Raw genomic sequence first — 26,651 nt, 5'->3', positions numbered from 1 at the left:
ATGGCAGAACAGGTTAAAGAAATAAAAGTCGGACCGGGCGGCGGTAACAAGCGCGGAATGCCTGCGCCGAAGATTAAAAATCCGGGAGCATTATTGGTCAGAATATTGGGATATGTTTTTAAGTATTATCCCGCTCATATGATAATTGTCTTGGTGTGTATCATTTTGACGGTATTTTCGAGCATTCAGGGAACTTTTTTTACTAAGAGTCTCATAGATACATATATACAGCCTATGCTGGATAGCGGAAGCAATGATTTCAGACCGCTTCTTATGGCAATAGCAAGAGTTGCGGTGTTCTATGCCGTTGGTGCTTTTGCGGCTTATGCTCAGTCAAAAGTGATGGTATATATCAATCAGGGAACGCTTAAAAGGCTTCGTGAGGAGCTCTTTGTTCACATGGAGAGTCTTCCGATAAAGTACTTTGATACTCATGCTCACGGCGATATCATGTCTATCTACACCAATGACATCGATACTCTTCGTCAGATGATAAGTCAGAGTATTCCTCAGCTTATAAACAGTACGATCACGATAGTAAGTGTTTTTGTATCTATGTGTATTCTGAGTGTACCTCTTACTTTCGTGACACTTGTAATGGTAGTTGTTATGATGATTTGCTCTGCATTGGCTACCCAGGCTTCGGGAAAGAACTTTGTGGATCAGCAGAAGAATCTCGGTGCGCTTAACGGCTATATCGAAGAGATGATGACGGGGCAGAAAGTAGTTAAGGTATTTAATCACGAGGCAGAGAATATAGAGAAGTTTGATGAGCTTAACGAGGCGCTCTGTAACAGCGCATTTAAAGCCAATGCATATTCGGGTTCGCTTGGACCTATCAATGCTCAGCTTGGTAATACGAGCTATGTTATCTGCGCAATGATAGGCGGTGCTATAGCTCTTTCAGATAATATTGCAGTAGGTTTTACGGTCGGAGCGCTTGCATCCTTCCTTACATTTAACAGAAATTTCAGTATGCCGATCAACCAGGTCAGCATGCAGTTTAACTCGATCATTATGGCTCTTGCCGGAGCGGATCGTATCTTCAAGCTTCTTGATGCGGAGCCCGAGAAAGATGACGGATATGTTCTTCTTGTGAACTGCGAGGAAAAGAACGGTGAGATTGTTGAAGCCGATCATCACACGGGACACTGGGCATGGAAGCACTATCACAAGGCTACGAATACGACAACTTATCAGAAGATGGAAGGCGATGTTACCTTTAACGGCGTAGACTTTGGATATACGGATGATAAGATGGTTCTCCACGATATCGTACTTCATGCGACACCCGGACAGAAGATTGCATTTGTCGGATCTACGGGCGCCGGAAAGACTACGATAACTAATCTTATCAACAGATTTTACGATATACAGGACGGTAAGATCAGATACGATAACATAAATATCAACAAGATCAAAAAAGCCGACTTAAGACGTTCTCTCGGAATTGTTTTACAGGATACACATCTGTTTACGGGAACGGTTGCGGATAACATAAGATTCGGTAAGTTAAATGCGACGGATGAGGAGGTTATTGCGGCTGCCAAGCTCGCAAATGCTCACAGCTTTATAAAAAGACTTCCCGAAGGCTACGATACGATGCTTACGGGTGACGGAGCCAATCTTTCTCAAGGTCAGCGCCAGCTCCTTGCTATCGCAAGAGCCGCTATCGCAGATCCTCCGGTTCTTATTCTTGATGAAGCTACATCTTCGATTGATACAAGAACGGAGAAAATTGTTCAGGACGGTATGGATAAGCTTATGAAGGGCAGAACAACGTTCGTTATAGCCCACAGACTTTCAACCGTAAGGAACAGTGATTGCATCATAGTTCTTGAGCAGGGCAGAATAGTAGAGCAAGGAACTCACGATGAGCTCATTGCGAAGAAGCAAAGGTATTATCAGTTGTATACAGGAATGAAGCCGGAAACGGCGTGATAATGAAAATGAAAAAGGGAATGCAGTTGTGCATTCCCTTTTGAATGTCATTAAAAGGAAGTTCGACTCTCGTAGCGAAGCATAGAACAAGGAACTTCCGCTCTCGGGATAAACCCTCGCCGGAAGACGTTCGAACTAGCTTCGAAAAGACCTCAGCAAGTTCTCTCAGCCGCTAAGTGATTACTTTAGCCGATAGCCTTCTTAACAGCCTCAAGTACACGGTCTGCCTGGAAAGGCTTAACTATAAAGTCTTTAGCTCCGGCCTGAATGGACTCGATAACCATAGCCTGCTGACCCATTGCAGAGCACATAATGCAAACAGCGTTGGGATCTGCAGCCTTAATTCCTTTAAGGGCACCGATGCCATCAAGCTCAGGCATTGTAATATCAAGAGTTACAAGGTCGGGCTTCAACTCATTATACTTTTCGATAGCGACCTTACCGTTCTCAGCTTCTCCGGCAATCTCGTATCCGTTCTTGGAAAGGATGTCTTTGAGCATCATGCGCATGAAAGCGGCGTCATCAGTAATGAGTATTCTTTTTCCCATATTGAACCTCCAATAAGTATTTTTAGTTGCTAAAAAAATATAAGCAATTCTATTATCTGAAAAAAAGTAGTTCAGTACATAATCTATTGTACCACATGATTTCGATTATGAGCGTTAAATCGTTATTATAAAAAATTAAAATTTGATAAATTTCACCTTTTATTTTATATAACCATAATCACTCCGCGACGGGAAGTGTGTAATCATAGTCGGAATCGCCGTGATTGACTATCTGCCATTGAATTATACTACAATTATTGTTTGAATTGAATGTTTTTTTTGAACTATTTGACATTATCGTAATATCGAGCGATTGGCTATCGGTTATTGGTATACTTTCTTTATGTATGTCTTTTCCGCCTTCACGATCATAACCCGAATTAACTGCTGCAATAAATGCATTTCCTTTATGACAAGCCTCATAATAGGCAGTCTGCCTTTCAGCGAGGTCGCTGCTTAGTTTGTAATCTGCTCTTGAGTTTACAAGGGTAAGTGTGGCAAAAGAGATAAGGCACAGTACAGTAAATATCAGCAATATGGATGCACTTCCTACGCTGGAAGCGCTTCGGCTTTCACTTCTCATTCTGCCCCCTTTCCCGGCTCGTAATAATCAACGGAGCACGAAAAAATAATGTCTTTGGTATTATCCGGGATGGAAGATAGGACTTCCGAATAGTTTCTTATATCGATGATCGCAATGTCTCCGACTGTTGCTTCTCCTTTGTATTCCGTGCCGTAATCACTGACATCACCGTACACTTCGCTCGCTATTTTTTCACTTGTCGTGATTATTGCCTCATAGGAGACTTCGGAGCCTGCATTTTTCGAGATATTCCAGTTATCGTCGAAAAAGAGCATTACACTGTCCTGGGTTGTATAGGCTTCAGGGTATACCTGCGCGATACTAGCGATATCGCCTTTTCCGGCATAAAAGGCTTCTGAAAAATTCTGACTCCATACGGTCGCATGGCTTAAGTTTGTCGTTTTTTGCGCGGTCAAATGTGCGCTCACAAACAGCCTGATACAAACTGCCGCAGCCAGGGAAAAGAAAAATACCGCTATTATAAGTTCCATTAGGAACAGACTTGATCTGGCGTTGTTTTTAGAATTCATTGCTCAGGCGTCTTCACTCCTTCGTGTTATTAGAAAGTTTTCAACGGTGCCGTCATCTAAAGTCACCGAGACTTTAAAGAACGCATCCTCAATTTCTTTTATGTCAAAAGAACTTATCTTAAGAATTTTCTGACCCGACTGAGGATAGATCTCGTCAAGGTCGCTTCTTGCATAAAGCTCCATGAGACAGCCGTCGTAGTTGTAGATATAGGTGTTATAAAGAACTCCGTCCACTTCGTCCTGCAAAACAAGCGTGTTCTGACCGAAAACCTCCTCGGTAAACACACGTCCTTTGACGTCGGACTGCCTTATCTTTTCCGAGATATATGCGCAGGCAATCCTGTGCGAGTGGTTTTCGGACATGGCCTCCACATTCTTTTTGTAAACTCCGGCACCTATCAGTATTACGGTGACGGCGGAGATTATAAAAAGAAAAAGAAGACAGAGCACAAATAATGTATCTATTACGTGAGATCTTTTTCCTTCAAGTTCCATCAGATAATTTCCTTTTATTTATTGGCGCGGATTACAGTGACGTCCGGATAGAGATTGGCTGCGATCGGCCTATAATCAACGAAAAAGGTATTGTCGTCATACACAAGACCGTAGTGTTCCTTGATGTATGAAAGACTGGGAGGGTAGCGACCTTCTATCGCGTAGCACTGAACAATGTCCCTTGCGAGGGCGTTTTCCAAGGATTCCTGCTGTTTTTCGATGGTGTTTTTTCCTGAGGAATCAATCGCAAGGAAGACAAAAACGGCAACAAGAACAAAGATAACTACGGAAAACCATCTGTAGAAATCCCCTGTGATGCCGTATATTAAGCTTTCTTTGAATCTGAATCTTTTCGACATTTCTTTTACCCAAACAGTATTATCCAATCGTTGACATGATTCCCATAAGCGGCAAGATTACCGACATAAGGATCATTCCGACAATTATCGAAAGCACGATGACAAGAGTCGGTTCAAGGACGGAGATAAGAGAGTAGATGCGTCTTTGCGTGTCTTTTTCAAATCTATCCGCGATCTGCTGCATTGCTTTATCAAGTGAACCGGATTTAAAGCCGACAGCGACCATCTGTGAGTAAAAAGATGTGAATATGCCGGTCTTTTCAATGGCTTCAGGGAAGCTGTCGCCGTCAAGAAGAAGGGTTCTGCACTTGTCTATTTTTTCTTTCATATCATTGCTCTCAACAAGCTTTTTTACGAGATTAAGTCCCTCATAGGTATCGATCCCGCTTGAAAGAGTAAGTACCATTCCGCTTGCAAAGCGCTCGCTCTCAAGTTCGCTTGCAAGGCGTTTTGTGGGCCCGAAGCCCTTGATAAACTTTTTGAAATTTCTTTTGCCGTGCTCTGTAAGCGAGAAATAAAGGAAGGCCACCGCGAGTATCACAAGGAGTGCGATCAGGACAAAAGAGTATCTGTTGAGCGCAAGTCCCATATTCAGAAGCGACTGCGAGAAGCCGTTCATGCCGGTTCCGAGCTGAGCGAAAACCTGTTCAAAAATAGGGAGAACTTTGACGATGAGGACAGTTATGACGATCATCATCATAAACACCATGATAAGCGGATAGCTTACGGCGTTTTTGATGTTCTCCCGGATCGACTCCTGTCGATCGTAATAATCGGAGAGCGATTCCATAACAACGTCCATGTTTCCGGATTCTTCACCTATGGTCACCATGTGGACCACATAGTCGGGAAATACTTCGCTCATCTTTAGCGCAACGTGAAATTTCTCACCGCTTTTTAATATGTGGCTCAGCTTGTTTAGTATCTCTTTTGAGGCTTTGTCCTTGGAATCTTCGATGAGGATCTGAATTCCGTCCACGGGAGCGATGCCTGCTTTTATAAGTAGCGCCATCTGTCTGCAAAAGCTCGAGATCTCATAGCTGTTAAGTTTTTTGGGCTTTTTACTTTTAACGGTAGAGTTCATGCGGTTCTCCTAAAAAGTTTTGTGGAATTATCAATATATGTATTTAACCGAATAATTGGTGTCTTCGTCATTTAGGAAGGAGCGTAGCTTGCTCTTTTTGGTCGTTGACGCAAATGTGGGATCCATGAGGGACCAGTCGACTCCGTCGAATTCTATCATGCCGTTGATCCATCCGATATCATCCACGTAGGCACTGAGCCATGCGTGATAAACCGTTCCGGCGTATCCGACCTCCATTTTGGTGGGGATGTTCTGACTTCTGAGCATAGCTGTCATAAGTGAAGCGTAGTCGAGGCAGATGCCTTTTTTGTCGGTAAAAACTTGATCGATATCGGGAAGATATCCGGATTCGACGTTGCTTGCTTTATCATGGTCGTAGCTGATGTTTTCTATGACATAATTGTAGATCTGCGATATTACTTCAAGGTCGTTGTCACAAGGATATGCCAGAGTCTCAGCCTCTTTTACCCCAAGAGAATCTTTCGTGAAATCAACGAACTGATTGGGATAAAGAAAAGGTGTAAACTCGTTTTTTAGTGTAACGGAAAGCTCTGTGGAAAAGACAAGAGAATATCTGTTTGAAGTGATATTCTCAAAAACATTTACTATATAATTTCCGTCTCCGGACTGAAGAGGGAATATCTCATCTTTGGGCACATCATTGCTAAGATTGTAGGTGTAAGTAACTTCATCCGGACCGGTTACCTGCAGTTTAACTTTAGGAGACGAGCCAAGATAGCGTATTGCGATGTAGCCCTCAGAAGAATTGGAATAATCTACGTGAGCGAATTCATTTTCTTTTGTATCCGTTCCGGGACATGTCGGGACAAGGCAGACAGGAGAGCTGCTTCTTGAGCCCTGTTCGGTTCCGAGATTTCCGTAGCCCTCGGGAACTGTCGATTTATGAAAGGATACGCATGCCGTAAGGCTTATGATCACGGTGCCCGTCGTTATAAGTATCAAAGGCAGTATTCTGTTTTGGTATGAACAAAGGTGTTTATGTTTCATGAAAGTACCTGAGGAGCTTCCTTTAATTTCTTGTAGGCTTTGGAAATAAGCTCGGATATTTTAGAAACCTTTTCATCCGAGTTGAGAACTCTTGCGTATGCGATCTCTATCGGTGAGCCGACGCCAAGCTCGTTGTAGCCGTGAAGTCTTTTGGTGAGATCCAAAAGGAACATATCGGCGTTGTTGGGATTGCAATCCTCCATAAGGAGTATGAATTCGTTTCCGCCGTTTCTGCCGACATAACCGTACTTTTCGCCGACGTCTTCAAGGATATAGCAAAACTCCGCAATGAGGTCATTGCCCTGGGCGTGACCTTTTTTGGAATTTACATTATACAGATCGTTTATCTTCATCAGAATAAAGCCTGCATTTTCAAGCTTGTAGGAATCATTGAAGGTTTCGAACAAAAGGTCGCAGCTGTATCTGTTAGGAAGTCCGGTGAGCCTGTCGAGATAGGCCATTTTGTTGAGCCTTATCCCTATAGCTGCCGTTCTTTTCAGGATATAAAAATCAAGGATTATAGAGATACCGAAAAGAATGATCGAAGCTGTGACAAGCCCTATTATTCCGCCGGCTCCGGAAAGAAGATTCTTGTCCTTGTTATAGTTGTAGGCTAGGATCACCGTTATAACAAACAAGATAAAAAGAGATACCACCTTATAAGTAAAGACGGAATTGTAAATGTTGGCTCTTTGACTTTTTGAATAAAAATCAGCTTTCATATTTGTTCTCCCGCTCATAAAAATATAAGAATAAGGTAATGCTGCTTCACTTAAGATTTTACACTATTTTCCGTTTATTAGTAACTTCTTTCCTTGCGTTTTAGAGCTTGTGGAATATGGGGGTTCTTTTTTCGAAGGTGCAATATTCGTCAAACCCGCAGGATATAGCAATTTCTTTTAACACGTCAAAAGAACCTGCCACGCCTTCCGGTTTGTGGGCGTCGGAGCCAAGGGTGATGATCCTTCCGCCGAGTTCTTTATATCTCTTAAGCACGTCGCGGTGCGGATTGGGATCCGTTGCCCCTTTGAATATAGGCTTTGAATTAAGGTCAAGGCCCTTGCCGTTCTTAATAATATGAAGGAGAATTGCATCAATCTCCTCATGGTATCTTTGGTATGAATAATAGGAATTATCACCGTCAGGAACATAGCGTGTAAGATAATCGAGGTGTCCCAGGACGTCGTAGTCTTCGAAAGCTTTGAGGTTTTCAAGCGTGAGCTCGAAGTAGTCTTTTAGGATCTTCGCCGGGTCGACGCCATCCCAGAAGTCGGGATAGTAAGGGTCTTTTCTGTTTATCAGATGGATCGATGCGATGACGAAATCGAAAGGTTCTGCCTTGATGAAATCAGAGTTTTCTTTGGCGATATGTGTCTGCATACCGACCTCGACACCGTATCCTATGTGGATCTTGTCCTTGTATTTTTCACGGTAAAAAGAGATTTCTTTATGATAAGCTTTGGCATCAAGCTTAAATGCATCTTTGGGAAGTTCGTCGTAGTGAGGATAATCCAGATCAAGGTGATCCGTAAAACAAATATCGGTAAGTCCCTTTGACAGAGCGCTCTCTATCATAGATTCCATTGAAGCCGTGCTGTCTGTGGAGTTATGTGTGTGTAGATGGTAATCTGATGTTGGGATCATTGTATCACTCCGTTCTTTATAAAAATGAGTTAGGAAAAACATAATTTTGTCGGTCGAATTTCCTCAGGATTATTTTAATATTCTTACTTGATTTATGCCACATTTTTTATTAGAATTAGAGTTGCTGATAAAAAATTATCAATTCTTATGATATTTAATGTAACAGCAATTATATTAATTAAATTCATTTTAGGAGGAACTTAAAATGGCAGTTAAAGTAGCAATCAATGGTTTTGGTCGTATCGGACGTCTTGCTTTCAGACAGATGTTTGAGCATGAGGGAACAGAGATCGTAGCAATCAACGATCTTACAGATCCTAAGATGCTTGCTCATCTTCTTAAGTATGATTCATCACAGGGCAAGTACAAGTACGCTGATAAGGTATCTTACAGCGAGAACTCAATCACAGTTAACGGCAAAGAGATCACAATTTACAAAGAGGCAGACGCTAAGAACCTTCCTTGGGGACAGATCGGTGTAGACGTAGTTCTTGAGTGCACAGGTTTCTATACATCCAAGGCTAAGGCACAGGCTCATATCGATGCCGGTGCTAAGAAGGTTGTTATTTCTGCTCCTGCAGGAAATGATCTTCCTACAATCGTATATAACGTTAACCACAACACACTTACAGCAGAGGACAACATCATCTCAGCTGCATCTTGCACAACAAACTGCCTTGCACCTATGGCTAAGGCTCTTAACGATTATGCACCTATCCAGTCTGGTATCATGGCAACAATCCACGCTTACACAGGTGATCAGATGATCCTTGACGGACCTCAGAGAAAGGGTGACCTTAGAAGAGCACGTGCAGGCGCTGTTAACATCGTTCCTAACTCAACAGGTGCTGCTAAGGCTATCGGCCTTGTTATCCCTGAACTTAACGGCAAGCTCATCGGAGCTGCTCAGAGAGTTCCTGTTCCTACAGGTTCAACAACACTTCTCTTCGCAGTTGTTAAGTCAAGCACAGAGGTAACTAAGGAGTCTATCAACGAGGCTATGAAGAAGGCTTCTGATCCTGAGACATTCGGATACAACGAGGATGAGATTGTTTCATCTGATATCGTTGGAATGACATATGGTTCACTCTTCGATGCTACACAGACAATGGTTAACAAGATCGGTGATGACCTCTATGAGGTTCAGGTTGTTTCATGGTATGACAACGAGAACTCATACACATCACAGATGGTTCGTACAATCAAGTACTTCGAGAAGTTCGTTAAGTAATCACTTGGTTCGGTCTTTTCGAACCTAGTGTACTACTTAGTTCGATCGAACACGAAGTGTGAGAGTCGAACTTCCTTGTGAAGTGAGGAAGCGCGAGAGCGGAACCTCCTTGTGAAAGCCCCTTGCTGGTCCTTCACAAGCCTAAGTACAACCACTATATAAAAACCATTAAAGGGTCCTGGTCCTAGCGGACCGGGATCTTTTTTCAATTACAAAGGAGAACAAATATGGGATTAAATAAGAAATCCGTAGATGACATCAACGTAAAGGGCAGACGCGTACTTGTTCGTTGCGATTTCAACGTACCTCTTAAGAACGGCGAGATCACTGACGAGACAAGAATCGTTGCAGCTCTTCCTACAATCAAGAAGCTTATCGCTGACGGAGGAAAGGTTATCCTTTGCTCACACCTTGGAAAGGTTAAGAACGGCCCCAACGAGGGCGAGTCACTTGCAGCCGTTGCAAAGAGACTTTCAGAGAAGCTTGGCAAGGACGTTAAGTTCATTGCCGATTACAACGTAACAGGTGCTGACGCTACAGCAGCTGTAGAAGCTATGAACGAGGGAGATGTTGTACTTCTTCAGAATACTCGTTTCAGAGGCAAAGAAGAGACTAAGCCTGAAGAGGCTGGAGATGCTTTTGCAAAAGAGCTTGCTGATCTTGCTGACGACTATGTATGCGATGCTTTCGGTTCAGCTCACAGAGCACACGCTTCAGTTGCAGGCGTTACAAAGTTCATCACTGAAAAGGGTGGTAACAACGTAGTTGGATACCTTATGCAGAAAGAGATCGATTTCCTCGGAAATGCGGTTGAGAATCCTGTAAGACCTTTCGTAGCTATCCTCGGCGGTGCTAAGGTAGCAGACAAGCTTAACGTTATCAACACACTTCTTGAGAAGTGCGATACACTTATCATCGGTGGTGGTATGGCTTACACATTCCTTAAGGCTAAGGGATATGAGATCGGTAAGTCACTCCTTGATGAGACTAAGATTGATTATTGTAAGGAAATGATGGAGAAGGCTGAGAAGTCAGGCAAGAAGCTCCTTCTTCCTATCGATACAGTTTGCATCGATGATTTCCCGAATCCTATCGACGATCCTTCAATCGCTACAACAATCGTTGATGCTGATAAGATCCCTGCTGACAAAGAGGGTGCAGATATCGGACCTAAGACAATCGCTCTTTACGCTGATGCAGTTAAGTCTGCTAAGACAGTAGTATGGAACGGACCTATGGGTGTATTCGAGAACCCTGTTCTTGCTACAGGTACCAAGGAAGTTGCTAAGGCACTTTCAGAGACATCTGCTACAACGATCATCGGTGGTGGTGATAGTGCAGCAGCTGTTAACCAGCTTGGATATGCTGATAAGATGAGCCACATTTCAACAGGTGGTGGAGCTTCACTTGAGTTCCTTGAAGGTAAGAAGCTTCCCGGCGTATATGCTGCAGACAATAGATGAGAATGAGGTGAACATAATGGCACGTAGAAGAATTATTGCAGGAAACTGGAAGATGAACAAGACTCCCAGTGAGGCTGTTGCTCTTTGTAATGAGCTTAAAGATCTTGTTAAGAATGACGCTGTAGATGTTGTATATTGCGTACCCGCAATCGACATCGTACCCGTTGTAGAGGCTGTTAAGGGCACAAACGTACACGTTGGTGCTGAGAACTTCTACATCGTAGACAGCGGTGCATACACAGGAGAGATTTCAGCTCCTATGCTCAAGGATGCAGGTGTTGAGTACATCATCATCGGACATTCAGAGAGAAGAGATATCTTCGGAGAGAACGATATCCTTATCAACCAGAAGGTTAAGAAGGCATTTGCTTCAGGCCTTACACCTATCCTTTGCTGTGGTGAGTCTCTTGCTCTTCGTAAGGCTGATACTTACAAAGAGTGGATCGAGAGACAGATCACTTGGGATCTTGACGGTGTAACAGCTGATCAGGTTAAGAAGCTTGTTATCGCTTACGAGCCTATCTGGGCTATCGGAACAGGTGAGACAGCTACAGCAGATCAGGCTGAAGAAGTATGTAAGCTTATCCGTGAGCTTATCGCTAAGCTCTATGATCAGGCTACAGCTGATGAAGTTCGTATTCAGTACGGCGGATCAATGAATGCCGGCAACGCTGCTGAGCTTCTTTCAAAGCCCAACATCGACGGCGGACTTATCGGTGGCGCAAGCCTTAAGCCCGACTTCGGCAAGATCGTTAACGCATGATCATATGCATAACAAACCCCATGCGGTTTATACCGCATGGGGTTATTTTTTTGTTCAGAATCTAAAGATTTACGAAAGGTGAATATTTACTCACACATTTTAATTTGATAAACTAATAAAGTATTGGGTTATAGAAAGGGGAAAAATAAAATGACACTATCTCAGATCGGCATTATTATTTCCATTTTTGTCTACCTTGCGGGGATGCTTCTTGTAGGCTTTGTAAGCTCAAGAGAGACCAATGACGTCAAGGATTTCTATTTGGGGGGAAGAAAGCTCGGACCATTCGTTACCGCTATGAGCGCGGAAGCATCGGATATGAGTGCTTATCTATTGATGGGCGTACCCGGACTTGCATATCTTTCGGGAATTGCAGATGCAGGTTGGACGTGCCTCGGACTTATCGCCGGAACTTATCTTAACTGGCTTTTCACGGCAAGACGGCTTCGTAACTATACGGAGAAGCTCGATGCCATCACAATCCCTGATTATTTCAAAAAGAGATTTAAAGATAACAGCAATATCATTTTGTGCATAGGCGCATTTTTCATTCTTGTATTCTTCGTGCCTTACACAGCATCAGGATTTGCGGCTTGCGGAAAGCTCTTTTCATCATTCTTCGGAGTTAATTATCAGCTTGCCATGATGGCATCGGCTGTTATCATAGTCGGATATACAACAACAGGTGGATTTCTTGCGGCTTCCAAGACTGACTTCATTCAGTCCATTGTTATGACAGCGGCTCTTTTCTTCATTCTTGGATACGGTGTTGTGACCGCAGGAGGATTCGGCGCGGTAAAAGAAAATGCGGCTTCGCTTGCAGGATATCTTAGCATGAATGCTACGCATGTAAATGCAGACAGTACAGCGGCTCCTTACGGAATCTTCAACAAGATAACAATGTTCTGCTGGGGACTTGGATATTTTGGAATGCCGCATATCTTACTTAGATTTATGGCTATCAGAAAGTCCTCAGAGCTTAAGCTTTCGAGAAGAATTGCTTCCGTTTGGGTAGTGTTCTCACTTGCAATTGCAGTATTTATCGGTGTTGTCGGAAGAGCACTCACAGTCGGAGGAGAGCTTTCAAGCCTGATTAAGGCAGATGATCCTTCAAGTTCATCGGAAGCAGAGAAGCTTATTATTGTACTAGCACAAAAGATAAGTGAAAACGGATTTATATTTGCTCTTCTTGCAGGCCTTGTTCTTGCAGGTATCCTTGCATCAACAATGTCTACAGCGGATTCACAGCTTATTGCTGCTTCATCTTCTGTTTCTGAAAATATCATTCAGGAGACCTTCGGGATAAATCTTTCCGAGACCGCTGCTATGATCACTGCAAGAGCAACACTTATCGCAGTTGCCGTGCTCGGAGTTATAATTGCTTGGGATCCCGAAAGCTCTGTATTTGGAATTGTATCTTTCGCCTGGGCAGGATTCGGAGCTGTGTTCGGACCTATAATGCTTCTTTCACTGTACTGGAAGAGGACAAATCGTTACGGAGCGATTGCGGGTATGTTAGCAGGAGGAGTCATGGTATTTATTTGGAAATACGCCGTAAGGCCCATGGGTGGCGCATGGGATCTGTATGAGCTTGCACCTGCGTTTCTAGTTGCAATCATCGTTATTGTGATAGTAAGTCTTCTTACAAAAGCGCCTGAGCAGGAGATTACAGACGAATTTGATCACGTGGCCAAAATGTCATAAACGATATATTGATAAACTAAAAGGTTACAAACTTGACAATCAAATGTGAATAATGGTATAACAAATAGCATGGGTATACAAATATCCATGCTATTATTATTAAAAATATTAAAGGAAAGAGGGAAAACTATGAGAAGAAGAGGATTAAAGATATTTGCGGGTATTGCCGCAGGCATGCTTGCAGTGACAGGACTTGCCGGCGCGGTAACAAAGGCGCAGGTACAGGGCATCGAAACTGTAGAGTGCAAGATCGAGAGCAATTATTCAAGCTTGACAAGTTGTGAAGAAAAGGCAGGTACAACTCGTGGTGAGACAGATTTTTCTGAAATTTGGGAAGTGACTGAGTGGGCTCCACATGCTAATAATTCAGACGGATTTGCTTTGATTTATGTAAAGGGCTTTGACGGAGCGGTCCTTGTTTCCAAGCAGCATGATGACGATGCTGACAAGAAGGACGGTGGTCAGTATTGGTTCTTTACAAGAAAGAACGGAGAGAAAAAGGTCAGATGTGCCGGATTTCTTTCAACAGACCTTGATCTAAGATATAAGGACGGTATTATCTATGCCTGCAATGCAGAAGACAACGACTATCATATAGAAGAATCCTATGAGACATATTTGATATCACCTGACGGAAAGAGACTTATACATAAGGATTATGTAAATGATGATCTCTGGGGATTCACCAACGATTCAAATATTGAAAGTAACCAGGTTGCTTTCGAAGGCGATTATGATGATTATGTGGCTCTTTGGGAAAACTACTACAATGCAGATGTAGTTAAGATTGGGTCTTATACAGGAAAATAAAGGAAATATGATAATAAAAAGGAAAGAGGGAAAACAGTGAAAAGAAGAGGATTAACGTTATTTGCAGGCCTTGCATCTGCAGGTGCACTGGCACTTACAGGACTTGTGGGAGCGCAGGCACCGGCAAATACAGAGACAACTGAAACTGTAGAGTACAAGGTAAAAGAGAACGCGTCCAGTTTATCTGAATGTGGAAACAAAAAATTGATTGGAACGTATACAAGATATAATAGCTTTGAGCAATGTATTAGGGGAGAGGCGCAAGAGCCATGTTCAAGATATGCTATGGTTTATGTTAAAGGATATAAAGGAGATGTTCTGGCAATATCCAAGGATAATATTGTAAAAAACTGGCATAATGCGACTGATTATGAAGCATCTCATAGAGCAGGAAACACAGCATATTCTGTGAGCTTTTATACTAAAGATCGAAATGGACATATTATATTAGCCGGATATCTGGATGCAGAAAAGCCTATCAAAATTAAAGACGGAGTAATATATGCATGTAATGAAATGACATATGAGACGTATATATTAACTCCTGATGGAAAAGAACTTGTTCATAAAGATTATATTGATTTTGTAGATAATACGGGATATACCAATGATACAAGTGACGAAAATAATAGACATTCTTTTAATGGAGGAATGAAAGGGGGATATGAGTTAAGCAAAAAATATGAAAGTGCATCAGATATAGAATTCAAATATAACAAATAAAAAACAATCAAGGAAAGAGGGAAAACAGTGAAAAGAAGAGGATTAACGTTATTTGCAGGCCTTGCATCAGCAGGAGTGCTCGCGCTTACAGGAATTGTGGGAGCGCAGGCGCCGGCAAATACAGAGACAACTGAAACTGTAGAGTACAAGGTAAAAGAGAACGCGTCCAGTTTATCTGAATGTGGAGACAGTGGAAGAATAGGAATTGCTTCAGGGTGTAAAACCTTTGATGAAGAAATCGCACGTAGTTGCTTTGGTGACAGATATGCTTATATTTATCTTAAAGGCTACGATGGATTAGTGTTGATGATTACACAGGATGGAAGTAACGGATCGACCATCAATGGAATTACCTTCCCTAACACACTCGAATTAAAAGAAGCCGGAAATGACATATACGAGGCGCATTTTTATACTCAAGGCAAAGATGGTGTTACACTTGCAGGTTACTTAAAAACAGATGGAAACCATCCTCTCAGGATAAAGGATGGAGTCATCTATGCTTGTAATTATGATTCTTATGAGACATATATTTTATCTTCAGACGGAAAAGAACTTGTTCATAAGGATTATGTAAATGATGATCTTTGGGGATACACCAATGATACAAATAAAGAGGAAAACAGAATAGAATTTACAGGCGGACAAAAGGAATATCACGAGCTTAGGGATAATTATTACAGAGCTTCGGAAATCGACCTGACAATGAAAGAAATGCCCAGAGAAGCAAATGATTCCAGCCTTTCTCTATGCGGTAATTGGAAAAGCATTGGAACTCTGTCATTTTATACTGATTTCCAAAATTGTATCGATAACTTAGATTCTCAGCGCTGCAATTATGCAAAAGTAAAAGTAGGAAATTATGACGGTGATGTATTGGCCGTTCAGCCAAAGAACGAGCCAAGATGCGTTTATTTCTTTACTAAAAAAGACGGTGAGAACGTAAGAGTTGCCGGATTCCTTTACACGGACGGAACTCACCCCGTAAAGATCAAGGACGGAGTTATCTATGCTTGCAACGAAAACTCTTTTGAGACATATTTGATCACTCCCGACGGAAAAGAGCTTGTTCATAAAGACTACGTCAATAAATCAAATTGGGGATATACAAATGATTCATCCGATCAGAGCAAGAGAGTTGATTATACAGGTAAATTCAATGATTCAAAGCTTTGGGATGCTTACAACAGCGCATCTGAGATCAGTTTTAATCTGACAGCTTGGAAGTAAAAATAGTTTAAAATGAAGACAGAGCATGGAACTTAGATTTCCATGCTCTGTTTTTATTTAGATCTTTGCTAGTATGTCCGCGATGACTTCCTCCATCGAATGATCTTTTTCATCAATGGTGATGTCTGCGTATTTTTCGTATAAAGGACTTCTTTCGTTGTACAGAGAGATAAGAGACTGATCTTTTCTCATAACGACTCCGCGCTGCTTGGCGTTTCTAAGACGCTTGGAAAGAATATCCATATCTACCTTAAGGTAGATTACCTGACCGATGTTCTTGTAGTGCTCCATGGCTTCTTTTCCGTAGACAACGCTTCCGCCTGTTGCGATGACGGTCTTCTCTGTTTCAATCTCAGAATTTACTTTGTTTTCAATCTCAATAAAGCCTTCGATTCCTTCGGCTTCAATTATCTCGGACAGCTTACGTCCGTCTTTTTTCTGGATAACAATATCCGCGTCAACGAAATTGTAACCCAGGATTTTGGCAAGTATGACACCGACGGTGCTTTTACCCGATGCGGGCATACCAACCAGGATTAAATTGTTCTTTTTCATTTTTTACCTATTATTCTCCAATATGTTTTTCAAGTATCTCTACGGCATTACGTACGCAGTCGTCGCATTCACACAGCACTTTACCGGTTTCGATCCCTTTGAGGATCTTGCATGTGCCTGCACCGCATGTGGCTTCAAACTCTTTATATAATTCGCCTGCCTCACGGATGACGGGCTTTCCGTCGAATTTAATAAGCCCAAGGAGGATCTGAGCACCGATAAGTGCGCCGCATGTAGCCTCCATGCAGCCCATTCCTATGCCAAAGGAAGCACCCATTTTACGAAGTTCATCCTCGGAATAATCAACCTTATCCGCAAAAGCAACGAGCACCGCCTGACAGCAGTTGTGGCCGTTGTGCTTAAGTTCTACCGCAAGTTCTTTTCTATCTGCCATAATCATTTCTCCCACTCAAAATAATAATCTAGTTTTGCAGCACATATCTTTATACAACTTAATTGTGATAATTGCAAGTTTGATTATAATATAGCTTTAAATGAGTGGTTGAGTATACGACTGTAAGGTATAATTAATATCAATAATACGTATGGGGTGAAGGTATGAGAGAAAAAGTTTTGGGGCTTAAAAGATGCATGGAAGAGAGGATTGTGGGAAAGGGCGACGTGATCGACAAGGTCATAGCGACGCTCATCGCAGGCGGACATGTTCTGCTTGAAGATGTTCCAGGTGTCGGAAAAACGACGCTTGCCAAGGCACTTTCCGATGCGCTCTCTATTTCTTTTGCAAGAATTCAATGTACACCGGATACGACACCGTCAGATATCACGGGATTTTCAATGTACGATTCCAACAAAAACGAATTTAAGGTCATGGAAGGACCTATAGTAAACAGCATTGTGCTTGCCGATGAGCTCAACAGGACATCGCCCAAGACACAGGCGGCTCTTCTGGAGGTTATGGAAGAGCACAAGGTTACTATAGACGGAAAAGATATTCCGGTTCCGCAGCCGTTTATGGTGATCGGAACGCAGAATCCTTCAGAACAGGCTGGAACCTATCCGCTTCCCGAGTCGCAGCTTGACAGATTTATGATCAAGATTTCCGTAGGATACCCGGAGACAAGTGCTTCCGTAAACATGGCTAAGAGCTTCCTTGAAGGAACGCTTCATGCCAAGACAGAGCCTGTTCTTTCGGGAAAAGATATTTTGGATATGCGCGCGGAGGCTGAGAAAGTTAGCATTCACGATGACCTTTTGTCATATGCCGTAAAAATAGTAGAGGCTACGAGAAGTAATGCCGAAGTGGCTGTCGGGGCTTCTTCGAGAGCTCTTTTGTCATTGCTAAGATATGCGCAGGCGCTTGCTTACGTAGATGAAAGAGACTATTGTATTCCTGAGGATATCGCGAGCTCAGCAGCAATGACGCTTCCGCACAGGATCATCCTGACGACTCAGGCCAAGATGGGAAGAGTTGAAAAGGAGTTCCTGGTAAAACAGATTTTAGAGAAAGTAAGTGTATCATGAGGATCACTTTTCATAAAAAAGGCGTTTGCCTATATCTTGTTTTTCTTATCGCCAGTCTGGTCTTTTCAAGCTTTTTCGGAGGAGCGGTCTCTTTTGTGTGGCTCTATGCCATGCTCCTTCTGATTCCCGTTTCGTTTGCCTACATATTTATAAATTACAAGTTCCTTTCAATCTATCAGACGATGGATGTGCACAAGGTACTAAAGGGCGACGAGCATGAATTTACGCTCGCGCTTGAAAACGACGGCGTTCTTCCTATCCACAGGATGAAGCTTACGACGTACGTGGACAGGTGCGTGCTCAAAGATATCGAGGACGGAACTGAGGTTAGTCTCGATTCTTTTAAGAGAAAAGAACTTAAGTCGGGCCTTAGCTGCAGATACGCAGGGGCCTACGATGTCGGCGCGGGAAATGTTTCTTTTACCGATCCTTTTAGGATCTTTACGGTGAGATTTAAGGTGCCGTATAACTTCAGGGCTATAGTAAGTCCGAGGATCACGGACGTCGGCGATGGCATTGTAGATATCGAGAACATAGTTAACAGCACAGGCCTTAAGAGCACCGTTCAGAATGAAGATATTCCGGGCAGCGATATGAGAGCGTATGAAAAAGGCGATTCGATCTCGTCGATCAACTGGAAGATTTCGGCAAAGCTGGGAGAACTCGTAGTAAGACTTCCCGATAAAAAAGAAAAACGAACGCTCACCATGATCCTCGAGGCGGCGGACGTTCCCGAGATCAAGTGGGATACACAGTTTCTGAAAGACAGGGATCGTTTCCTTGAACTCATAGTATCGTGCGCATTTAACTTTGCGGGGCAGGGCGTTCCCATTAAGCTCATCTATCCGTCGGGTACGATCAGAGAAAAAACAGTTAATTCCTACGAGAGTTTTCTTGAGTTTTACAACACCGTCGCGGACGGGATTTTCTATAGTTCGGATGCGGAAGTTACCAAGCTAAAAGAGATGATTACGGACAGGAGCAGTTATGGCGATGAAACGATCATCCTCATCAGAGAAAGACCAAAGAGCGGAGAAGAATACTGCGCTGTTATCTGATGAATTTCAGATTCATATTTTTGTCTTTTCACTTCTTGTTATATGCCTTGAGAGCCTTACCTTTCTTGGCAGTTCTTTTGATGCGTACTACAGCGAAAGCTTTATATTTGCGACGATTGCCTTTTTTATGTTCTATGCCGGTATCGGCTATATTTTTGAGATGTTCGTGGGCAAAAGAGTCTCCGCGGTATTCTCGGTTATACCGAGTATTCTCATATTCTTTTTATTAAATAAATCGGCATTTCAGAGTATCGCAGCTTCGGCGCTTCTTGCCGCGGTTTTAAGGATTGTCTTCGTTTTACTTCCAAAGAAAAAATCGTTAATCACTATCGGAAGCTTTGTGCTAGGCGCTTTGTCTTTATATCTTTATTTTGAAAAAGATGCCGAATTTGCGGGCAAGATCACGGCTACGATTTTATTCGTATCAATATTGATACTGATCTTATCTTCGGTTCAAAAGATCTTTTGCGAGAAAAAACTGTTTCAGACAACAGAAGCTTTTCCTTTTTATTTCTTCATGATACTTGGGTTTCTTGTCTTGGTTATCCCTAAGCCCGAAAAGCCAATAGACTGGGCTAAAGCTCTTGAATTCGGTGACAGACTCGTAAGCTCTTTTAACTACTACATGCCCGATATCTTCAGCGGCGGAACGTATAAGTCCGGCTACAGTAACCTTGGCGTTACGGGAGGAAGAGTGTCGCTTTCCGATACTACGCAGCTTAAGCTTAAGACCTATGAAAGACCGTATTTTATCTTTGAGGACGAGAGCGGGACCAAGATAAAAAGGCGAAGGACGATCTATCTTTCAGGCGGTAAGGGAAGCGATAAGACTCAGATAGTAACGTTTGTCAATTTCCTTCATAGCAACAACATTGATAATGAGACGGCAAAGCTGTTTTCCGAGATCGGTTCGATTCAGCTTGAATATGCTTATCTTAAGACTAACGATGAGATCGCGCCTCTTAATGCGCTTTATCTTGAATCCGCGGGCAAGGCGGTTGAAGGCGGAAGATCAAGCTCCGTGCATAAAAAGGGATATGCGCTTAACGTGACATATTTAAATATTGATTACGGAAGTCCGTACCTTTCGGAGCTTTTAAGAGACAATGGAAAAAACATGGAGGCGATGTCTTTTGACGAAGCGTGCGATTATTTCAGGAAGACGTATGGTCCGAATCTTGATAAGTATGTAAGCCGCGAAGAATACGACGCGGTGTGCGCAAAAGGCTTTTCGGTTAATTCCGCTTTCGAGTATCTTGATACAAACGGGGCAAGCACAGAGCTTTCCAACCTGGCAAAAGAGCTGACGGAGGGCGTTTCTTCCGACTACGACAAGTGCCGCACCATAGAGAAATACTTAAGGCAGTACAAGTATTCAACGGATGTTGATAGCATCGGAAATACGACTTATGATATCAACACATCGAAGGGCGCAAGTGCGCTTGCAGAGCGCTTTTTATTTGAGACAGGAGAGGGATATTGCATACACTATACTTCTTCTATGGTGATGCTTCTTAGGCTTTCGGGAATTCCGGCGAGAGCCTGCGTTGGATATCACTATGTTTTTCCGTTTGAGAAAGCTGATTCTTATGACGTGAGCGGAAGATGCGCCCACGCTTGGCCCGAGGCATATATAGAAAACGTCGGGTGGGTGCCCTTTGAGCCCACAAGCGCATACAGAACTCAGGAAGAGAATGCCTGGAACAGAGTACGCGCAGAAGAAACTGAGCAGGTACAATACGGCTATGAACCAAGTCACGCCCCTGTGATCACGCCGGATAAAGCGGATGATGACAATGGCGATAATAAAGAAAAGAGTCTTGCGTATGAGCTGATACGTGTGGTTCTGCCGGTTATCGGAAGTGTGGTAATACTTCTTTTTGTTCTGGTGTTTGGTATTAAGGTAGTTCAAAGCATAAGATACAGACTGGCTTCGCTTGATAAAAAGCTTGAGATGGATATTGCGGGCATAAAGAAAGCAGTGCGTAAGAAATCCGGCGATAGCTATACGGACAGAGGCCTTCTTTTCGAATATGTTAAGAGGATTCCCTCGGAATTTCAGACGCAGGCAAAAGAAGTTTTTGGTGCATATTACAGGCTTATCTACGGCGGAGACGGTGCTTTGCCTATAACTGAGGAAGATGTTAAGAAAGCAAGGGAACTTTATGTGATGCTAAGCAGAAAAATAAAAAAGTAAAATACATAGGAGCAATAAGTTCAATGATAAATTTGCGTGCTGTTTGACGATGTAACGGGAATCATGTTATAAATAAGCTTGTCATAATTTAACGCTTATGAGCGGAAGGAGAGAAAAATGAATAAACAAAAAATAATGGTACCGCTATGCCTTGCATCAGCAGGAATGCTTGCGGTTACCGGCCTTTTAGGCGTGCAGACGACAGGTAGACAGAAGATTACAGAGACAGTTGAGTATGTGATGGAGGAGAATAACGATTCAGGCTTGACCTTCAGTAGTGAGAATGATTATTACTTTCTTACAGAGTATACAAATATATATGATGTCTTGGAATCTCGTTTTGGTGATGAAAGTTCGGCTTTCGTGGTAGATAGTAATTTTGGAAGGTTGCATTACGATGGCGCAATTTATGGGATTGCAAAACATACCAATGGTTTTTATTCAGTATTCGTCTTTACCAGAAATGAACAAGGTTATTTACAATGTATAGGGCTGCTTAGATCAGATTCTCCTATACGTTGTGATGTAAACCGTTTATGGTTATTTAACACTGAGGGCGCCGCCAATCGTGCTGTGGAGACATATGCGGTGTCAGATGACGGTAAAAGACTTTTACATGTGGAATATATCAGGCAAACATTTAAAGATAATGTATTTTACGCATACTACAATCCATCCACGCATGATAATAATCAAAGAACAAAGTTTAGCGCCGACATATGGTCTTTAATGGATTACATGGATCGATATGCTAATGCAAATGCTATTTTTTAATAATACAACTTATAAAAATCATGCGTCTAAATAATTACAAATTTGACAACAAAATATGAAGCATGGTATAACAAATGCGTGGAGTTTTAGAAGACTCCGCGCATTTGTTTTATTAACAGACCGACTTACAAATATCAAGTATTGGTCGGGGCACTTGTCTAAAAGGAAAGGGGACAGAAATGAATAAAAAAGTAGTACACTTAGTAACAGGACTTGCGACCGCAGGAATGCTTGCGGCTACGGGATGTGTAGGAGCGCAGGCAATCAGGGGAATGATGCCTGTTGAAACCAAGGAAACAGTTGAGTTTGCGATGGCGGAGAATGAGTCTGCTTTATCAGGAAGCCATAATCCCGGAACCACATCATACAATGAATTTTGGCAGATCTTTCGTGAATTTGATAATTGTAAAGATGGTAGTTATGCATATGCTGAAGGGAAACATTCAGTAGGTTATGACGGAGAGATTTTAATAGTTACCAGTTCCGGTAATAGTAATAGCTATACATTTTATACTAAGAGAAAAAATGAACCGGTTAGATATGCAGGTACCCTTGAAACAAAAGATTCTATAAAATATAAAGATGGGGTATTCTATGTTCGTCATATCGAAGGATCTACATATTCATATGAGACGTATATAGTATCTTCTGACGGAAGGAGATTGATACACAGGGAATATGCTCAGTTAAATGGTTCTTCATATTATGCATATTATAACTCTTCGAATAAATCGAACGATAGTGCTTACAAAAAAGAGCAAAGAGATGCAAAAAGCGTGTATCAAAATCTCGAAAAAGAATATAAGAGATTAAAAGGCATTGATTTTAAAATTTATTATATTTGATGATCATGATCAAGTGTACAAAAGAAACAGAATGGAAGCCCCAAGCCTCCATTCTGTTTCTCTTTTCTTATGAACAAAAATAAGCATTAATGCTATCATATAATCATATGTCAAACAATTCGCGCGACAACTTCACAAACGGCTATATTTCCGGCTCGGGGAGGCGGTTTGTTTCCGATGCTCCCGGGCAGTTTCACTATACCTCTTTTGAGACCAAGAGATTACTTCGCGAATATGAACCAAAGAGTGACGTCCCTATGCTCTATAGGAAAGAATCTCTTGTGGAACTTGAGCCGCATGCATCTCTAAGTAGGGACAGGCTCACTATTTCTTTTAACATCCGCTCAGGCAGCACGGGGCATAGCTATGTCCTAAAGGATATCATCGAGCTTCTTCATGCGATTTCTGATAAAAGCTTTGTAAGCTACGGTAAGCACCTTCAGTTTACCCACGATATTTCTGCATTTTCGGAAGATTCCGCAAGGATCATCAGATTTCTTTATGCATATTTCAGAGAAAAACAGCTCGCCGACCCGTATACTTCATATTCGGGAAGCGGTGAGATCTCATATTCGTACGCCAAGGGACATGCCAAGCAGATAGAACTTACGGGACATGAGATTGATGAGTTCTTCAAGGCTGCGGGAAGTGTGTATTTTATCAATACGGATTTCAGGGCGAGATATACGAGTGAAAGACCGCTTGATGTTGTGAAAGTTTTTCCTCCGATCGACCTCAGAATCCGTAAGACCGACACGGGAATAACCTTTGAATCAGACGCCTTCACTATGTTTGAGGGCTATTCATACATCTTTTTTGAGAGGAAAAAGATGCTTCACATGATCGAAAGAAGCGACTGCGAAGCCATCATTCCTTTCATGCGCTTTCTTCTTGCAAGAAGGACGGAGAATGAGCTTTTTATTTCCGACAAGGATCTGCCGCTGTTTTCGACGGGGCTTTTTCCCATACTCAGCGAGTATTTCAATGTCAGCTGCAGCGGCTATGAGCCTGAGAAGTATTCTCCCGACGTTCCGGAGTTTGGGATCTATATCGATATGCCGGATCCGGACAAGATAACATGCGATGTGAAGGCAACTTACAGAGGAGCTATCGTTGACGGCAAGGATAGAGATGGTATGAGTGTCGGAGAGATTTCTTTTAGCATCTTATCGGGTAGCGCGCGCCGCGACCGCGATGACGAAGACAGCGATATCAGGCGCAATTACTATCTGGAAAACAACACGGCGAAGCTTATAAGTCCTTATTTTGACAAAAAAGATGAAGAGAAGGGGCTCTTTGTTCTTGAGGGCGGGCTGTACGGCGATGACAGGCTGTATCAATTCCTTTCGGAGGATGTGCCCAGGCTATGCACATTCGGGGAAGTTTATTTATCCGATAATGTGAAGAAAGTCAGGATCACGGCGGCGCCGAAGGTTAAGCTTGGAGTGTCCGTAGTATCGGATCTTCTTGAGCTTTCCATGGTATCAGATGAGATCTCAAGCGAAGAGCTTGCGCAGATCCTTACTAAATACGATAGGAAAAAGAGATATTACAAGCTTAAAAGCGGCGAGATAATAGACTTAAAGAGCGGCAATTTCGATACTCTTTTTACCTTAAAAGACGGACTTGGTCTTTCTGAAAAAGATATCGCGAAAGGCTACGCCAAGGTTCCTACGTACAGGGCGCTGTTCATAGATTCTCTGACAAGGACTGGCACAGAAAGCGCAGGCTTTGACGGCGCAGACGAAGCTTACGATAGCGACGATGCGGAATGCTACATCGGAATCGGCAAGAGCAGAGATTTCAAGAAGCTCATCGAATCTCTTTCCGGAATCGGGGAAAAGACCTATGAGGTTCCGGATAGCCTTAAAGACGTTCTCAGAGACTACCAAAAGACAGGTTATCTCTGGCTTCAGGCGCTTAAACATAACGGCTTTGGCGGAATACTTGCAGATGATATGGGACTTGGAAAGACGCTGCAGGTGCTGGCTCTTTTGCTAAGTCTTAAAGAAGAGGCGGCAGCAGAAGCCGGGACGGGTAAAAACAGCGATCGTAAGGCAGGTGCTAAGCACAGGTGCTCACTCATCGTATGCCCCGCATCTCTTGTTTATAACTGGAAGCATGAGATCGAGAGGTTTACGGGAGAGCTAAGCTGCGAGCTTGCGGTCGGAATAAAGCCCGACAGAGTAAGGATCTTGGATGAGCTTGAAGAAGAGAAGACTGACGTTGTCATCACATCCTATGATCTTCTGAGGAGAGACATTGACTTATACAGATACAAGGGTTTTGAGTGCATTATCATAGACGAGGCGCAGTTTATCAAGAACCCGGGAACGCTCGGCGCCAAGGCGGTTAAATCCATAAGTGCTTCTTTCAAGGTTGCGCTTACGGGTACACCCATTGAGAACAGGCTCAGCGAGCTTTGGAGCATTTTTGACTTTTGCATGCCGGGATATCTTTTTACTTATAAGCATTTCCATGATAGCATTGAGCTTCCTCTGGTTTCGGAAAAAGATGAAGCGGCTAGAGACAGACTTAAGAAGATGATCGCGCCATTTGTGTTAAGGAGGCTTAAGAAGGATGTGTTAAAAGACCTGCCGGATAAGCTTGAGGAGAACATTTACGCGTCAATGACGGATGAGCAGGAAAAGCTCTACAAAGCGCATCTGCAGCGGGTTAAGCTTATGGTTGATGATAGGAGCGAAGAGGATATTAAGAAGGACAGGATCGTTATCTTGTCGGAGCTTACAAGGCTTCGCCAGATCTGCTGCGATCCGGGGCTTATTTATGATAATTACAAGGGCGGAAGCGCCAAAGCAGATCTCCTTATAGAGATGATAAAGAGCGCAGCTGAGGGCGGTCACAAGGTGCTTCTTTTCTCGCAGTTTACGACAATGCTTGAGCGGATAACGGAGCTTCTAAAGAAAGAGGGCATTGCGCATTATCTTTTGACGGGTGCAACTAAGAAAGAGGACAGAATAAGGCTTGTTGATGCGTTCCAGGAGGACGATACGCCGGTGTTCTGCATCTCGCTTCGTGCGGGCGGAACGGGACTTAATCTGACCGCGGCGGACATCGTCATTCATTTCGATCACTGGTGGAATATTGCGGTCGAGAATCAGGCAACCGACAGAGCGCACCGCATCGGACAGAAGAACGTCGTCACGGTATATAGGCTCATAATGCAAGATACGATAGAGGAGAGGATCATCCATCTTCAGAACAAGAAAAAAGAGCTTGCGGATGAGCTGCTTGACGAAGGAACGCTCGGAGCAGCGGCACTTACAAAAGAACAGCTACGCGAACTGCTTGGATAGAGATATGTGTGTCGTTGTGGCAAATGAGTTAATGCTTGCTGGATGTGCCACAGAGGCCGGCGTAATAATGCATGGGATCGGATTTATTGGGGCCGGTTGCCGGATTATCAGAATACAGAATATGAAAAACAGGGAATAAGCATGCCAAATCATCAACAAAGATGATTTGGCATGCTTATTTTTGCATATTTTTATCTTTTGTAGGATTACGCCGGGAAAAGTCGACATGCCAAAAAAGGGTATTAGCTTATATACATGCTGTTTATCAATATTACGTCAACTTTTTGCGAAAACCAGGCATGTATAT

The 26,651-nt window shown here is 42.9% G+C and carries 25 protein-coding genes; 14 read left to right on the top strand and 11 right to left on the bottom strand.

The window, feature by feature from the left end:
* Entirely contained in the window at nt 1–1,941 is a 1,941-nt protein-coding gene (locus D6853_RS10160; protein ID WP_120657887.1) for an ABC transporter ATP-binding protein, read from the top strand.
* A gap of 185 nt (nt 1,942–2,126) precedes the next feature.
* Here the strand turns inward: D6853_RS10160 and D6853_RS10155 are convergent, their stop codons facing one another.
* The 9 genes from D6853_RS10155 to D6853_RS10115 all read right to left on the bottom strand — a co-directional run bounded on the left by D6853_RS10155 (nt 2,127) and on the right by D6853_RS10115 (nt 8,192).
* Nucleotides 2,127–2,489: a response regulator gene (locus D6853_RS10155; protein ID WP_022764589.1), complete on the bottom strand. Its 363-nt coding sequence runs from the start codon at nt 2,487–2,489 to the stop codon at nt 2,127–2,129.
* 178 nt (nt 2,490–2,667) lie between these two features.
* The gene (locus tag D6853_RS10150; protein WP_120657886.1) at nt 2,668–3,072 is read right to left on the bottom strand and encodes a hypothetical protein; all 405 of its coding nucleotides are present in this window, start codon (nt 3,070–3,072) and stop codon (nt 2,668–2,670) included.
* Nucleotides 3,069–3,602, bottom strand: a complete 534-nt coding sequence (locus D6853_RS10145; RefSeq protein ID WP_120657885.1) for a type IV pilus modification PilV family protein — start codon at nt 3,600–3,602, stop codon at nt 3,069–3,071. The genes D6853_RS10150 and D6853_RS10145 overlap by 4 nt, the downstream gene beginning before the upstream one ends.
* A gap of 3 nt (nt 3,603–3,605) precedes the next feature.
* Complete coding sequence (locus tag D6853_RS10140) at nt 3,606–4,097, bottom strand: DUF4860 domain-containing protein (protein WP_120657884.1); 492 nt, start codon at nt 4,095–4,097, stop codon at nt 3,606–3,608.
* A gap of 14 nt (nt 4,098–4,111) precedes the next feature.
* Nucleotides 4,112–4,456 (bottom strand): hypothetical protein, encoded by a 345-nt coding sequence (locus D6853_RS10135; RefSeq protein ID WP_120657918.1) that lies wholly within the window; start codon nt 4,454–4,456, stop codon nt 4,112–4,114.
* Between the two features lie 19 nt (nt 4,457–4,475).
* Entirely contained in the window at nt 4,476–5,540 is a 1,065-nt protein-coding gene (locus D6853_RS10130; protein ID WP_120657883.1) for a type II secretion system F family protein, read from the bottom strand.
* Between the two features lie 30 nt (nt 5,541–5,570).
* Nucleotides 5,571–6,548 (bottom strand): transglutaminase domain-containing protein, encoded by a 978-nt coding sequence (locus tag D6853_RS10125; RefSeq protein ID WP_120657882.1) that lies wholly within the window; start codon nt 6,546–6,548, stop codon nt 5,571–5,573.
* Nucleotides 6,545–7,270, bottom strand: a complete 726-nt coding sequence (locus D6853_RS10120; protein WP_158588728.1) for a GGDEF domain-containing protein — start codon at nt 7,268–7,270, stop codon at nt 6,545–6,547. Before D6853_RS10120 ends, D6853_RS10125 begins: the two co-directional genes overlap by 4 nt.
* Nucleotides 7,271–7,370: 100 nt before the next feature.
* A complete protein-coding gene (locus D6853_RS10115) occupies nt 7,371–8,192 on the bottom strand; it encodes a histidinol-phosphatase HisJ family protein (RefSeq protein ID WP_158588727.1) in 822 nt (273 codons plus the stop codon).
* A 205-nt stretch (nt 8,193–8,397) separates the two neighbouring features.
* Between D6853_RS10115 and gap the strand changes: the two genes are divergently transcribed.
* From gap to D6853_RS10080, 7 genes are all read left to right on the top strand, one after another.
* Complete coding sequence (gene gap, locus D6853_RS10110; RefSeq protein ID WP_120657879.1) at nt 8,398–9,423, top strand: type I glyceraldehyde-3-phosphate dehydrogenase; 1,026 nt, start codon at nt 8,398–8,400, stop codon at nt 9,421–9,423.
* Between the two features lie 227 nt (nt 9,424–9,650).
* On the top strand, nt 9,651–10,886 hold the full coding sequence (locus tag D6853_RS10105) for a phosphoglycerate kinase (RefSeq protein ID WP_120657878.1): 1,236 nt from the start codon (nt 9,651–9,653) through the stop codon (nt 10,884–10,886).
* 16 nt (nt 10,887–10,902) lie between these two features.
* Entirely contained in the window at nt 10,903–11,649 is a 747-nt protein-coding gene (gene tpiA / locus D6853_RS10100) for a triose-phosphate isomerase (RefSeq protein ID WP_120657917.1), read from the top strand.
* 150 nt (nt 11,650–11,799) lie between these two features.
* Nucleotides 11,800–13,353, top strand: coding sequence for a sodium/proline symporter (locus D6853_RS10095; RefSeq protein WP_120657877.1), 1,554 nt, complete (start codon nt 11,800–11,802; stop codon nt 13,351–13,353).
* Between the two features lie 129 nt (nt 13,354–13,482).
* On the top strand, nt 13,483–14,163 hold the full coding sequence (locus tag D6853_RS10090; RefSeq protein WP_120657876.1) for a hypothetical protein: 681 nt from the start codon (nt 13,483–13,485) through the stop codon (nt 14,161–14,163).
* A gap of 36 nt (nt 14,164–14,199) precedes the next feature.
* Nucleotides 14,200–14,886, top strand: coding sequence for a hypothetical protein (locus tag D6853_RS10085; RefSeq protein WP_120657875.1), 687 nt, complete (start codon nt 14,200–14,202; stop codon nt 14,884–14,886).
* Between the two features lie 27 nt (nt 14,887–14,913).
* Nucleotides 14,914–16,116: a hypothetical protein gene (locus D6853_RS10080; protein WP_120657874.1), complete on the top strand. Its 1,203-nt coding sequence runs from the start codon at nt 14,914–14,916 to the stop codon at nt 16,114–16,116.
* Between the two features lie 57 nt (nt 16,117–16,173).
* Here D6853_RS10080 and D6853_RS10075 read toward each other — a convergent pair whose 3' ends face one another.
* Nucleotides 16,174–16,671 carry a shikimate kinase gene (locus D6853_RS10075; protein ID WP_120657873.1) on the bottom strand — a complete coding sequence of 166 codons (498 nt, stop codon included), beginning with the start codon at nt 16,669–16,671 and terminating at the stop codon, nt 16,174–16,176.
* Between the two features lie 10 nt (nt 16,672–16,681).
* On the bottom strand, nt 16,682–17,065 hold the full coding sequence (locus D6853_RS10070; protein ID WP_243108334.1) for a C-GCAxxG-C-C family protein: 384 nt from the start codon (nt 17,063–17,065) through the stop codon (nt 16,682–16,684).
* Nucleotides 17,066–17,229: 164 nt separating this feature from the next.
* Between D6853_RS10070 and D6853_RS10065 the strand changes: the two genes are divergently transcribed.
* The 6 genes from D6853_RS10065 to D6853_RS10040 all read left to right on the top strand — a co-directional run bounded on the left by D6853_RS10065 (nt 17,230) and on the right by D6853_RS10040 (nt 26,344).
* The gene (locus D6853_RS10065; protein WP_120657871.1) at nt 17,230–18,153 is read left to right on the top strand and encodes an AAA family ATPase; all 924 of its coding nucleotides are present in this window, start codon (nt 17,230–17,232) and stop codon (nt 18,151–18,153) included.
* Entirely contained in the window at nt 18,150–19,211 is a 1,062-nt protein-coding gene (locus D6853_RS10060; protein WP_120657870.1) for a DUF58 domain-containing protein, read from the top strand. The genes D6853_RS10065 and D6853_RS10060 overlap by 4 nt, the downstream gene beginning before the upstream one ends.
* Complete coding sequence (locus D6853_RS10055) at nt 19,141–21,408, top strand: transglutaminase-like domain-containing protein (protein WP_120657869.1); 2,268 nt, start codon at nt 19,141–19,143, stop codon at nt 21,406–21,408. Before D6853_RS10060 ends, D6853_RS10055 begins: the two co-directional genes overlap by 71 nt.
* 117 nt (nt 21,409–21,525) lie before the next feature.
* Nucleotides 21,526–22,182, top strand: coding sequence for a hypothetical protein (locus D6853_RS10050; protein ID WP_120657868.1), 657 nt, complete (start codon nt 21,526–21,528; stop codon nt 22,180–22,182).
* Between the two features lie 179 nt (nt 22,183–22,361).
* A complete protein-coding gene (locus D6853_RS10045) occupies nt 22,362–23,027 on the top strand; it encodes a hypothetical protein (RefSeq protein WP_120657867.1) in 666 nt (221 codons plus the stop codon).
* Between the two features lie 107 nt (nt 23,028–23,134).
* A complete protein-coding gene (locus D6853_RS10040) occupies nt 23,135–26,344 on the top strand; it encodes a DEAD/DEAH box helicase (RefSeq protein ID WP_158588726.1) in 3,210 nt (1,069 codons plus the stop codon).
* Nucleotides 26,345–26,651: the final 307 nt, after the last annotated feature.

The organism is Butyrivibrio sp. X503, from assembly GCF_003625475.1.
Taxonomy (GTDB): Bacteria; Bacillota; Clostridia; order Lachnospirales; family Lachnospiraceae; genus Butyrivibrio.
This window is presented reverse-complemented; position numbering and strand designations above follow the sequence as displayed.